Below are 11,716 nucleotides of genomic sequence, written 5' to 3'. Positions count from 1 at the left end.
CATGACTACGCTACATCGAAGCGTATCGGTCGCCGCCTTGCTGCTCGCGTGGGGGTTGGCTCCTGCGTATGCGGATGAGGCCGCGGCCAAGAAGTGGATCGACAGTGAGTTCCAGCCTTCGGTGCTCTCGAAAGAAGAGCAGCTGAAGGAGATGCAATGGTTCATCAAGGCCGCCGAGCCGTTCAAGGGCATGGAGATCAACGTGCTGTCGGAGACCATCCCGACCCACGAATATGAATCCAAGACCCTGACCAAGGCGTTCGAAGAGATCACGGGGATCAAGGTCAACCACCAGCTGCTCGGCGAAGGCGAAGTCGTGCAGGCGGTGCAGACCCAGATGCAGACCAACCGCAACCTCTATGACGGCTACATCAACGACTCCGACCTGATCGGCACCCACTCCCGCCTGCAGAGCGCCATCAATCTCAGCGACTGGATGGCGGGCGAAGGCAAGGACGTCACCAACCCGGGTCTCGACATCGACGACTACATGGGCAAGTCGTTCACGACCGGCCCCGACGGGAAGCTCTGGCAGCTCCCGGACCAGCAGTTCGCCAACCTCTACTGGTTCCGCAAGGACTGGTTCGACGATCCGAAGATCAAGGAAGGCTTCAAGAAGAAGTACGGCTACGAGCTCGGCGTGCCGGTGAACTGGTCGGCCTATGAGGACATCGCGCAGTACTTCACCGAGGACGTGAAGGAAGTGAACGGCGTCCGCGTCTACGGCCACATGGACTACGGCAAGCGCGCGCCGGATCTCGGCTGGCGCATGACCGACGCCTGGCTCTCCATGGCCGGCGAAGCCGATGTCGGTTCTCCCAACGGACGCCCGGTCGACGAGTGGGGCATCCGGATGGAGAAGGGCTCCTGCAACCCGGCCGGCGCCTCGGTCAGCCGTGGCGGCGGTGCCAACAGCCCGGCGGCGGTCTATGCCGTTGCCAAGTGGGATGAGTGGCTCCGCAAGTATGCACCTCCGGGTGCGGCTGACCTCGACTTCTACCAGTCGCTGCCGGCGCTCTCCCAAGGCAACGTGGCCCAGCAGATCTTCTGGTACACCGCCTTCACCGCGTCGATGGTCGCCGACAAGAAGTCGGGCAACAACACCGTGGATGACGCCGGCAACCCGCTCTGGCGGATGGCCCCGTCGCCGCACGGCCCGTACTGGAAGGAAGGTTCGCAGCGCGGTTACCAGGACGCCGGTTCCTGGACGCTGTTCAACTCGACTCCGGTCCCGCAGCGCAAGGCGGCCTGGCTCTATGCCCAGTTCGTCACCTCGAAGACTGTCGATGTGAAGAAGAGCCATGTCGGTCTCACCTTCATCCGCGACAGCACCGTTCGGCACGCTTCCTTCACCGAGCGCGCGCCGAAGCTGGGCGGCCTGATCGAGTTCTACCGCTCGCCCGACCGCGTGGCCTGGACCCCGACCGGCGTCAACGTGCCCGACTATCCGAAGCTCGCCCAGCTGTTCTGGGAGAACATCGGTGACGTCAACTCCGGTGCGTTCACCCCGCAGGAAGCCATGGACCGTCTGGCCGGCCAGATGGATCAGGTGATGGCCCGCATGCAGCAGGCCGACGAGCAGCAGCAGGTCTATCACGGCTGCGGCCCGCGGCTTAACAAGGAGGAAGATCCCTCCAAGTGGCTCAGCAAGGACCATGCTCCCTGGGCGAAACTCGACAACGAGAAGCCCCAGGGCGAGACCATCGCCTATGACGAGCTGATCAAGCGCTGGCAGTAAGTTCCTGCCTGCACTTGTGCTAGTCTAGACCACGGCATCCCCCGGGGCGGGAACGCCCCGGGGGATCGCTGCCAGGCAACGATCCCGAAGAATTACCCAAAGATTCGCGATGACCCTCGAGCTGAAGAACGTGATGAAGAGCGTGGATGGCGCCGTCCATATCCACGAGACCAACCTCAAGCTCGAGGAAGGCACCTTCAATGTGCTGCTGGGCACGACGCTCGCGGGCAAGACCACGCTGATGCAGCTGATGGCCGGCCTGGACAAGCCGACCAGCGGCGAGATCTGGTTCAACGGCCGCAACGTGACCGGCGTCTCGGTGCAGAAGCGCAACGTCTCGATGGTTTACCAGCAGTTCATCAACTACCCGCATATGACGGTCTATGAGAACATCGCCTCGCCGCTCCGCGTCGCCCGGGCCGATGCCCAGACCATCGATTCCCGCGTGCAATCCGTCGCCGAGCTGTTGCGCCTGAAGCCAATGCTCGGCCGCAAGCCGGCGGAGCTCTCCGGCGGCCAGCAGCAGCGCACCGCGATCGCCCGCGCGCTGGTCAAGGACAGCGACATGATCCTGCTGGACGAGCCGCTGGCCAATCTCGACTACAAGCTCCGCGAAGAGCTGCGCGACGAGCTGCCGCGGATCTTCGCCGACCGGCATTGCATCGTGGTCTATGCCACGACCGAGCCGGCGGAAGCCTTGCTGTTCGGCGGGCATACCGCGACCTTGAACGAGGGGCGCGTGACCCAATTCGGCCCGACCGGTCGGATCTACCGCAATCCCAGCGATCTGATCAGCGCGCAGGTCTTCTCCGATCCGCCGCTCAACACCGCGACGGTCATCAAGCGCGGCAACGAGCTGGTGCTGGGGCCCGGCATCTCCTGGCCCGTCAACGGCGCGATCGGTGGGCTGGCCGACGGCGACTACCTGCTCGGCATCCGCGCCCATCTGGTGGCGCCGTTCCAGCAGACGCCCAATGCCGTGGCCATCGAGGGCCGGGTGCTGGTGGCGGAGCTCTCCGGCTCGGAAAGCGTGCTGCACGTCGATCTCAACGGCGCAACCTGGATCTCGCAATCCCATGGCGTGCATCCCTTCGAGGTGGGATCGACCGCCCGGCTCTATGTCGATGTCGCCCGCGGCTTCCTGTTCGACCGCAACAACAACCTGGTCGGAGGGCTCAGCTAAATGGCGCGGATCCTGATCGACAAGCTCCGGCATTCCTACGTCCAGAACCCGCAGAAGCCGGAAGACTATGCGCTGCGGGAGATGACGCTCGAAATGGCCGATGGCGGCGCCTATGCGCTGCTCGGGCCCTCGGGCTGCGGCAAGACCACCCTCTTAAACCTGATCTCGGGCCTGCTGCACCCGACCGAGGGACGGATCCTGTTCGACAACACCGATGTCGGCCGCGCGACGCCGGAAGAGCGGAACATCGCCCAGGTATTCCAGTTCCCGGTCGTCTACGACACGATGACGGTCTATGACAACCTCGCCTTCCCGCTGAAGAATCGCGGCGTCGCCGCCGGCGACATCGACAAGCGCGTGCGCGAGATCGCCGAGATGCTGGACCTCGGCCATATGCTCGGCCGCCGCGCCTCGGGTCTCACGGCGGACGGCAAGCAGAAGATTTCATTGGGGCGCGGCCTGGTGCGCTCGGACGTCAACGTCATCATGTTCGACGAGCCGCTGACCGTGATCGACCCGCATCTGAAATGGGTGCTCCGCTCAAAACTGAAGGAGCTGCACCACCGCATCAACCGCACCATGATCTACGTGACCCACGACCAGACCGAGGCGCTGACCTTCGCCGACCGGGTGGTGGTGATGAACCTGGGCGAGGTCGTGCAGGTCGGAACACCGGTCGAGCTGTTCGAACGGCCCGCCCATACCTTCGTCGGGCATTTCATCGGCTCGCCGGGCATGAACGCCCTGCCCTGCGCGGTCGAGAACGGCCGCCCGACCTTCCTCGGCAACGTCGTGCCGCTGGCCGGGGCGATCCAAGTGCCGGGCGACGGCAAGCTCGAGATCGGGATCCGGCCGGAGTTCATCAAGTTCAACGGACATGACTCCGGGCCGGCGATCCCGGTCGAGGTCACCAAGGTGGCCGATGCCGGCCGCTTCCGCATCGTCGAGACCCGGGCCCAGGAGCATCGCATCCGCCTGCTGGTGCCGGAGGGCGATCCGATCCCGAGCGGCGCCGCGCAATTGAAATTCGATCCCAAGCATACGCATCTCTACCGCGACGGCTGGCTGGTGGGCTGAGACATGAACAAGACGGTCAATCAGAAAGCCTGGTTCCTGGTCCTGCCGGTTTTCGTCTTCGTCGCCTTCAACGCGATCATTCCGTTGATGACGGTAGTGAACTATTCGGTGCAGGAGACCTTCGGCAACAACATCTTCTCCTGGTCCGGCGTGCAGTGGTTCCAGGATACGCTGCAGTCCGACCGCTTCCACGCCTCGCTCGGCCGGCAGATCATCTTCACCGCGATCATCCTGGCGATCGAGATTCCCTTGGGTCTCGTCATTGCGCTCGCCATGCCGCGCAAGGGGCCCTGGGTCTCGGTCTGCCTGGTGCTGATGGCGCTGCCGCTGCTCATTCCCTGGAACGTGGTCGGCTCGATGTGGAACGTCTTCGCGCTGCCGGAGATCGGCCTGATGGGCCGCGGGCTGAACGCACTCGGCATCGAGTTCAACTACACCCGCCAGCCGGGCGACGCCTGGTTCACCGTCGTGCTGATGGACGTCTGGCATTGGACCTCGCTGGTGGTGCTGCTCTGCTATGCCGGCCTGGTCGCGATTCCCAACGACTACTACCAGGCCGCGAAGATCGACGGCGCCAGCGCCTGGGCGGTGTTCCGCTTCATCCAGCTGCCGAAGCTGAAGCGGGTGCTGACCATCGCGATCCTGCTCCGCTTCATGGACAGCTTCATGATCTACACCGAGGTGCAGGTGCTGACCGGCGGCGGGCCGGGCTCGGCCACGACCTTCCTCTCGATCGACCTCTTCAAGGTGGCGCTCGGCCAGTTCGATCTCGGCCCGGCCGGCGCCATGTCGATCATCTATTTCCTGATCATCCTGCTGCTCTCCTGGGTGTTCTACACGCTCATGATGCGGAACGAGGCGAAGTGATGAAGAAACGCTCGATCATCCCGATCGTCTACATCCTGTTCCTGATGCTGCCGATCTATTGGCTGGTCACCATGTCGTTCAAGACCACCAACGAGATCCTGGGCGGTTTCACGCCCTGGCCGCAGAGCTTCACGCTCGACAATTACCGCAAGATCTTCACCGACCCGACCTGGTACATGGGCTATGTCGCGTCGATCGAATACGTGGTCATCAACACGATCGTGTCGGTGCTGGTGGCGCTGCCGGCGGCCTATGCCTTCTCACGCTACCGCTTCCTTGGCGACAAGCACCTGTTCTTCTGGCTGCTGACCAACCGGATGGCGCCGGCGGCGGTGTTCGCTTTGCCCTTCTACCAGCTCTACTCGGCGGTCGGCCTGTTCGACACGCCCTGGGCGGTGGCGCTTTCGCACACCCTCTTCAACATCCCGCTGGCGGTCTGGATCCTGGAAGGTTTCATGTCGGGCGTACCGAAGGAGCTGGACGAGACGGCTTACGTGGACGGTTATTCCTTCCCGCGCTTCTTCATCAAGATCTTCATCCCGACCATCGCCGCCGGCATCGGCGTGGCGTGCTTCTTCTGCTTCATGTTCTCCTGGGTCGAGATGCTGCTGGCCAAGACCCTGACCGCCGTCGCCGCCAAGCCGATCGCGGCGCTGATGACCAAGACCGCCAGCACCTCGGGCTATGAGCTGGGCTTGCTGGCCGCGGCCGGCACGCTGACGCTGATCCCGGGCGCGGTGGTGATCTATTTCGTGCGCAACTACATCGCCAAGGGCTTCGCCCTCGGCCGCGTCTGATCGGAGCGAGACAGCATGGACACCACCGGCACCGATCTCATCTCCTGGATGGCCTGGACCTGGCCGACCGCCTGTTTCTTCGGCTTCATCCTGCTCTGCCTGATCGGCATGTCGATCTGGGAGAAGGCGGCGCCCGGCGGCGGCCCGCGCCATGGCATCATCGGCCTCGACACCACCCGCGGCGACCGCCTGTTCATCTCGCTCCTGGGCAGCGCCTTCATCTTCCTGGCCTGGATCGGCCTGGTGAACACCACGCTCTGGGCGCCGCTGGTGATCGCCCTCATCTATGCCGGCGTGGTGTTTCGCTGGGTCTAGGCTAGCGTTCTTCGCTCTGGGTGCCGCGCAAGGCTCGGCGATCAGTCAGGCAGAATCCGAATGAATACCTTTTCTGTCCGGGTCCTGTCCGGGTTGAGGGCGCGCAAGTGCCTGAAATCACTCCGATCTCATCGCCGCCCTTCACGGACAGTCTCCTTCGTTTCCCGTCTGCGTTGGGTCTGCGTTGCGGCGCGGGAAGCTTTTACGACCCGCTCGGTTTGAGAGCGCAAGAAAACGCATCAACCCGCTGGCGGAATGCCTTTCCCCTAGGAGAGGGTGAAACCGATTCTTCATTCGGCAAAAGCTGGGTATAAGTCTGTGCCTGACCGGAGAATCGAAGGGCGCCATTCTTCTTGAAAAAGCGCTTCGTTCGACGCCGCTTACGTGCAGGGCTCACCATGTCAAACAACGTGTCGATTGTATCACTATCGGGGATGACCGTCCCGCGTTGCGGCGTGAATTCGGCTCGAGAGCGAGAACCGTTACTTCAGTATTGTGTCCCCGCAACCCGAAACCGAAACTACACGCCGTAGAAACGCTTGTCATAGTCGCTGCCGCCGGCGCAGCCTTTGTTGGCGCTGGTGCGATGGCCTTTCTGTTCCGTCGCATTTGGCCTCAGCTCGTGGCCCGAAGAGCTTAGCCTTATGAGCAAACTCGGCTTGGTGGGGGCGACAATTTTCGTCGCGTTCGTCCTGCTGTTTATGCGTCCCTAGTGGTTGGAGAGAAGAGGCTAGTGATTCTCGATGGCGCAGGGCGCGCCGTCGGCGATCTCGATCTGGATGGTCGGGTGATGGATCCGGAACTTGTGGCTGAGCGCGTCGCTCACCCGGGTCAGGAAGGCATCGCCCGGATGCCCGGCGGGGAAGACCAGATGCACGGTCAGCGCATTCTCAGTCGTGCTCATCGCCCAGACATGCAGGTGATGCACGCCGGTGATTCCGGGTAGACCCTCGAGATAGCTGCGCACCTCGCCCAGCGCGATGCCCTTCGGCACTGCCTGCATGGAGAGTTCGAAGGATTCGCGCAGCAGGCCCCAGGTGCCCCAGACGATCACCGCCGCGATCACCAGGCTGACGGCGGGATCGACCCAGTTCCAGCCCGTGGCGACGATCACCGCGCCGCCGAGCACCACGCCGACCGAGACGGCGGCATCCGCGATCAGGTGCAGATAGGCGCCACGGATGTTGAGGTCGTTCTTCTGCCCCGCCATCAGGATCCAGGCCGAGAGGCCGTTGATGACGACGCCGACGCCTGCCACGATCATCACGGTGACACCCGCGACCTCCGGCGGTTCGGAGATGCGCCGCAAGGCTTCCCAGACGATGGCGCCGGTCGCCACCAGCAGCAGCACGGCATTGGCGAAGGCCGAGAGGATTGAGGCCGAGCGGAAGCCATAGGTGAAACGCTCGGTCGCCTTGACCCGTCCCAGGGTGTAGGCGATCCAGGCCAGGATCAGGCCGATCGCGTCGCCGAAATTATGTCCGGCATCGGCGAGCAGCGCCATGGAATCGGCGATCAAGCCATAGACGACCTGCACCACGACCAAAGCCAGGTTGAGCGCCGTGGTCAGCGCGAAGGCGCGGCCGAAATTGGTGGGCACATGGCTGTGGCCGAGGCCATGGGAATGACCGTGATGGTCATGCCCATGGTCGTGGTCGCTGTGGTCGTGATCGCTGTGCTGGTGGCCGTGGTCCTGCGTCATGCCCTGCTTATGGCGCAGGATGGCGCCGTTACACAATTACGCGCCGGAACGGCTGCTATTGCAGCTTCAGGAACTTGGTGAGGTGATAGCCGATCGGGTTGTCGACCCAGCCGGTGACCCGCTTGGCGATCAGGTTGCGCTTGGTCTCCTGATACATCATCGCGACCGGGTAGTCGTCGAGCAGGATCTGCTCGGCCTCCAGCAGGACCTTCTTGCGCGAATCGCGGTCGCTCTCGGCGGTCGCCTTGGCCATCGCCGCTTCGAAGGCCTCGTTCTTCCAGGGATAGCCGGCGCCGGCCGCCTCGGTGCGGTAGACCAGGAAAGGCTCCGGCCCGGCATAGTCGCCGGCGAAGCCGTCGCAATAGACGTCCCATTCGTATTTGTAGAAATCGTCGTAGAGCGCCTGGCTCTCCTCGAGGCGGATGCGGCTGATCACGCCGAGCTTCTTCTGCCAGAGGATGGCGATCGCCTGGGTGATCTTCCGCTGCAGGTCGTCGGTCGTGCAGTAGTAGTTCAAGGTGAGCGGCTTGTCGGGGCCGTAGCCGGCCTCGGTGATCAGCTTCAGCGCCAGGGCGTCATTGGCCTTCTGGTCCTTGGCGTCGAAATCCGCGGCTTTGAGCTCAGGGTAAGTCGGATCCATCGGCGGCGCGAAAGAGGTGATGATCCGGTCGCCGCTCTTGGCGATCTTGTTGACCACCACGTCGCGGTCGATCGCCAGCGCCAGCGCCTTGCGGATGCGGATATCGGTCAGCGGCTCCTTCTGGGTGTTGAAGGTCAGATGCCCGGTCGAGGCATAGGGCGCCACGTGGAGCTGATCGCCGTATTCCTTCTTCAGTTCCTGGAACCGGTCGGTCGGCACGTCCCAGGTGATGTCGAGCTGGCCGGCCTGAAAGGTCTTGAGCTCGGTATTCACGTCCTCGGTGACGACGTATTTGATGCTCTCGACCGCGACATTGGCGGCATCCCAGTAGTTCGGATTCTTCACCAGCAGCACATGGGACTGCGGCACCAGCTCCTTGATCACATAGGCGCCGTTGCCGACGAAATTCTCCGGCTCGATGAACTTCGCGCCATGAGCATCGAGGCTCGGCTTATGCAGCGGCGAGATGTAGTAGTAGTTCAGGAGCTGGAGGGCATAGGGGTTCGGGCTGTCGAGCTTGATCACCACCGTCTTCGGGTCCGGCGCGGTGATGCCGACCTTGCTCCAATCCGTGAACTTCTTGCCGTTGTAGTCGGCCGCACCGGTAATCGGCAGCTGGGTGAAGAGGTAATAGGCCTTGTAGGAGCCGGTCTCCGGATTCTCCTGGCGCTCGGCGCCGTTGACGAAATCCTGCGCCACCAGCGGATCGCCGTTCGACCACTTCAACCCGTCGCGCAGATGAAAGGTGTAGGTGAGGCCGTCGGCCGAGATGTCCCAGCTCTCGGCCGCACCCGGCGCCGGGCTGCCCGCGGCGTCGAGGCCGACCAGGCCTTCATAGACGTCTCCCAGAATCTGCGCGTCCTTGGAAGCGGAGCTGTATTGCGGATCGAGGCTCTGCCACTGGTCGCCGATGCCGGCGACGATCATGCCGTCCTGTGCGAAGGCCGGCGCCGCTGAAAGAATGCAAGCGGCGAGTATCGCCGCGCCCGCCAATAGCCCACGGTTCCGAAATCCGGTCGGCATGGTCAAAGCCCCCTCTGTCAGCGTCTGCAGCGCCCTTTGAGCCGGAATGATCGAGGTCGACAGCAGGGGGAGTCAAGTGACAAAATGAATGAACATTCAGTTATTCTCGGAAGGGCCGGGCATGCGCCTCGTGGGCTATAACACGCAGTTTTCGCGGGGTCGGGACGGTCGGATCGACATCGACCGCATGACTGCCGCGGTCCGGGATGCCGACGTCCTGGCGCTGCAGGAGGTCGAGCGGCACTGGCAGCGCTCCGGCGAAACCGACCAGCCGGCGGAGATCGCCCGGCGCTTCCCCAACCATCACTGGGCCTATGGCCCCTATTTCGACGTCGATGCGAGTTCGGTCGCCGCGGATGGCAGCGTCACCAACCGCCGCCGCCAGTTCGGCGTGATGACCTTGAGCCGCTGGCCGATCCTCTCCACGCGGCTGCACACCCTGCCGAAGTTCAAGACCGGGCCGGTCTTCTGCATGATCGCGGGCATGCTGGAAACGGTGATCGCAGCACCCGGCGGGCCGATCCGGCACTACAACCTCCATCTCAACGACGTGTCGCCCGACGAGCGCCTGGCGCAGATCGCGCGGCTCTTCGAGGTGCTGTGGTCGGCGCCCAAGGAAGGCGGCACCTGGACCGGGCATGATCCCGACTGGCAGACCGACAACCCGCCGCCGATGCCGGAGGACGCGATCCTCAGCGGCGATTTCAACCTCGTCCCCGGCTCGCCGGAATACGAGGCGCTGGTCGGGCCGAAGGATCGCGACTTCGGCTATGGACGAGTCGATGTCGGGCACCGGCTGGTCGATGCCTGGGTCGCGACCGGCCATGGCGAGGCCGAGGGCGTCACCTATCCGCCTTGCCACGGGCAGCCCGGCGTGCGGATCGACTACAGCTTCGTGACCTTGGGGCTGGCGCCGCGTTTGCAGAAATGCTGGATCGACAATGACGCGCCGGGCTCCGATCACCAGCCGGTCTGGATCGAGTTGAGCTGAAGCCCGTCGTCAGCGCGCCAGGTCTTCCTCCATGCAGCGCGCAACGGCTCGAAGCGCCTCCGGATCTTCCGTAACCTTCTGGACGCGGTAAGTGTCGCCCGGCAGCAGCGCCTGAACACAGGATCGGAAAGCCGTGGCGACAAGCACGGCGCGATGCAGCTCCGCATCGTCCCGGAACCAGCTCGGTATCGGTGCGCCGAGAGCGTAGTAGAGGCAGGCCTTTGCGAGGTCACGGTCCCGGTCACTGAGTCCGGCCGTCGCCTCGGCGCTGTCGGCAATGCCGACTTCAGCGCCGCCACCGCAAGACATGATCTGCCGCTTCGAGGAAGCCTCTCCATGCCAAAGGGCGTAGACAAGGTCGGTGGGTCTGAAGTGCATTGGGGATCGCATCGGCTGCGTGATCATTCCGCCGCGGCTGATGGACAGCGTGCGTCGCACGATGGGCTTGGACCGTGGGTGGTTGTAGGAGCGATTGAGCTCGGCTTGCCATTTCGAAGCCAACGCGTCCGCACCATCGAAGCCAAGAGTCTTCTGTCCCAACCGTGCTTCAAGCCGCAGGGAGAAGGGGTTTGCAAAGGACGCAACCAACCTTTCGCCGCGGCGCTCTGCCGTCGATGGATCTTCCCCGATCGGGGGCGGCAGATAGTATCGGGCAACCAGGGCGTCGAGACACGGCGCCATGCTCGGCGCGGGTTCCATGCAGGGTTCAGGCAAGCGGTCGTCGGCCCTGTCCGCGTTCATGAAGGGCATTGGCTGCGCACAATCCGAGCAGCCTTGGAGCTGCAGGGCGAAGACAATCAGCGCCACTACGACGAGGAACAGAAGCGTGTTGGCGATGACCCAGCGAAGCGTGATTCGCAAAGCTTGACTTGCCTTCCCCCGATGCAATCGCAGGTTAGGGCGATGGGTGTCGGCTTGCAACGTCCACACTGTGGCGAAGAGGACACGGCGACTGCCCGTCTTTGCCCGAGCAACCCGCGCGTGCATTTTTCCTCTTGCGTCATTTCGCCGCGAGGATCATAGGCACGGCCCTTCGCTAGGCCTTGGGTTCGGGCTTTCAGTTCCGACCGGCGCGGTGCGCGATGCGCTTCCGTGTTCCGCCGAATGAAGATGCGTGTGATGGCCGAAGCTCCAAGGTGGAGCGCCGGGAAACCCGGAGGTGGGCGGTTCGATTCCGCTCGGTTCAAGCGCAAACGAGGATAGCTCAGGATGGTAGAGCAAGTGACTGATAATCACTGTGTCGCGGGTTCGAATCCCGCTCCAACGCTCCGGTTCAGCCTTTCACGCTGACACTGTTCTGTAAGGGAACCGGACGCGCGCTTCAGTCGCGATCCGGTTCGGTTTGACCGCAAGGTCCCGTCGAAACGAATCAAGACACCGGAT

10 protein-coding genes and 2 tRNA genes are annotated in these 11,716 nt (G+C 63.5%); 9 read left to right on the top strand and 3 right to left on the bottom strand.

All coding sequences use genetic code 11. The features are described from left to right. The first annotated feature begins 1 nt into the window (after position 1). The 6 genes from ACH2CY_RS09875 to ACH2CY_RS09850 all read left to right on the top strand — a co-directional run bounded on the left by ACH2CY_RS09875 (position 2) and on the right by ACH2CY_RS09850 (position 5,977). On the top strand, positions 2–1,738 hold the full coding sequence (locus ACH2CY_RS09875; RefSeq protein ID WP_395018568.1) for an ABC transporter substrate-binding protein: 1,737 nt from the start codon (positions 2–4) through the stop codon (positions 1,736–1,738). 109 nt (positions 1,739–1,847) lie between these two features. Beyond that, positions 1,848–2,921 carry an ABC transporter ATP-binding protein gene (locus ACH2CY_RS09870; RefSeq protein ID WP_395018566.1) on the top strand — a complete coding sequence of 358 codons (1,074 nt, stop codon included), beginning with the start codon at positions 1,848–1,850 and terminating at the stop codon, positions 2,919–2,921. Further along, on the top strand, positions 2,922–3,998 hold the full coding sequence (locus tag ACH2CY_RS09865) for an ABC transporter ATP-binding protein (protein ID WP_395018564.1): 1,077 nt from the start codon (positions 2,922–2,924) through the stop codon (positions 3,996–3,998). It abuts the gene before it with no gap. Between the two features lie 3 nt (positions 3,999–4,001). Continuing rightward, positions 4,002–4,865, top strand: a complete 864-nt coding sequence (locus tag ACH2CY_RS09860) for a carbohydrate ABC transporter permease (RefSeq protein ID WP_395018563.1) — start codon at positions 4,002–4,004, stop codon at positions 4,863–4,865. Then, entirely contained in the window at positions 4,865–5,662 is a 798-nt protein-coding gene (locus ACH2CY_RS09855) for a carbohydrate ABC transporter permease (protein WP_395018561.1), read from the top strand. Before ACH2CY_RS09860 ends, ACH2CY_RS09855 begins: the two co-directional genes overlap by 1 nt. Positions 5,663–5,677: 15 nt before the next feature. After that, entirely contained in the window at positions 5,678–5,977 is a 300-nt protein-coding gene (locus tag ACH2CY_RS09850; RefSeq protein ID WP_395018559.1) for a DUF2160 domain-containing protein, read from the top strand. 730 nt (positions 5,978–6,707) lie between these two features. On the opposite strand, the gene ACH2CY_RS09845 is transcribed toward ACH2CY_RS09850, so the two are convergent. Beyond that, positions 6,708–7,679: a cation diffusion facilitator family transporter gene (locus ACH2CY_RS09845; protein ID WP_395018557.1), complete on the bottom strand. Its 972-nt coding sequence runs from the start codon at positions 7,677–7,679 to the stop codon at positions 6,708–6,710. 55 nt (positions 7,680–7,734) lie between these two features. Then, positions 7,735–9,342, bottom strand: a complete 1,608-nt coding sequence (locus ACH2CY_RS09840; protein WP_395018556.1) for an ABC transporter substrate-binding protein — start codon at positions 9,340–9,342, stop codon at positions 7,735–7,737. 121 nt (positions 9,343–9,463) lie between these two features. Here ACH2CY_RS09840 and ACH2CY_RS09835 point away from each other — a divergent pair, with 121 nt between their 5' ends. Further along, positions 9,464–10,333 carry an endonuclease/exonuclease/phosphatase family protein gene (locus ACH2CY_RS09835; protein WP_395018554.1) on the top strand — a complete coding sequence of 290 codons (870 nt, stop codon included), beginning with the start codon at positions 9,464–9,466 and terminating at the stop codon, positions 10,331–10,333. 9 nt (positions 10,334–10,342) lie between these two features. Here ACH2CY_RS09835 and ACH2CY_RS09830 read toward each other — a convergent pair whose 3' ends face one another. Next, positions 10,343–11,194, bottom strand: coding sequence for a hypothetical protein (locus ACH2CY_RS09830; RefSeq protein WP_395018553.1), 852 nt, complete (start codon positions 11,192–11,194; stop codon positions 10,343–10,345). A gap of 256 nt (positions 11,195–11,450) precedes the next feature. Between ACH2CY_RS09830 and ACH2CY_RS09825 the strand changes: the two genes are divergently transcribed. Next, positions 11,451–11,520 (top strand) — tRNA-Phe (locus ACH2CY_RS09825). Positions 11,521–11,530: 10 nt separating this feature from the next. Then, positions 11,531–11,596: transfer RNA gene (locus tag ACH2CY_RS09820), tRNA-Ile, on the top strand. Positions 11,597–11,716: the final 120 nt, after the last annotated feature.

This window comes from Dongia sp., assembly GCF_041905885.1.
In the GTDB taxonomy this organism is placed as follows: Bacteria; Pseudomonadota; Alphaproteobacteria; order Dongiales; family Dongiaceae; genus Dongia.
The sequence above is the reverse complement of the archived record's forward strand: the minus strand, read 5'-3'. Positions and strand labels throughout refer to the sequence as shown.

Bases quoted from the DNA above. Each gene is read 5' to 3' on its own strand.
- ACH2CY_RS09855 (WP_395018561.1), top strand. From the start codon at position 4,865: ATGAAGAAACGCTCGATCATCCCGATCGTCTACATCCTGTTCCTGATG.
- ACH2CY_RS09875 (WP_395018568.1), top strand. From the start codon at position 2: ATGACTACGCTACATCGAAGCGTATCGGTCGCCGCCTTGCTGCTCGCG.
- ACH2CY_RS09870 (WP_395018566.1), top strand. From the start codon at position 1,848: ATGACCCTCGAGCTGAAGAACGTGATGAAGAGCGTGGATGGCGCCGTC.
- ACH2CY_RS09845 (WP_395018557.1), bottom strand. From the start codon at position 7,679: ATGACGCAGGACCACGGCCACCAGCACAGCGATCACGACCACAGCGAC.
- ACH2CY_RS09835 (WP_395018554.1), top strand. From the start codon at position 9,464: ATGCGCCTCGTGGGCTATAACACGCAGTTTTCGCGGGGTCGGGACGGT.
- ACH2CY_RS09840 (WP_395018556.1), bottom strand. From the start codon at position 9,342: ATGCCGACCGGATTTCGGAACCGTGGGCTATTGGCGGGCGCGGCGATA.
- ACH2CY_RS09860 (WP_395018563.1), top strand. From the start codon at position 4,002: ATGAACAAGACGGTCAATCAGAAAGCCTGGTTCCTGGTCCTGCCGGTT.
- ACH2CY_RS09850 (WP_395018559.1), top strand. From the start codon at position 5,678: ATGGACACCACCGGCACCGATCTCATCTCCTGGATGGCCTGGACCTGG.
- ACH2CY_RS09865 (WP_395018564.1), top strand. From the start codon at position 2,922: ATGGCGCGGATCCTGATCGACAAGCTCCGGCATTCCTACGTCCAGAAC.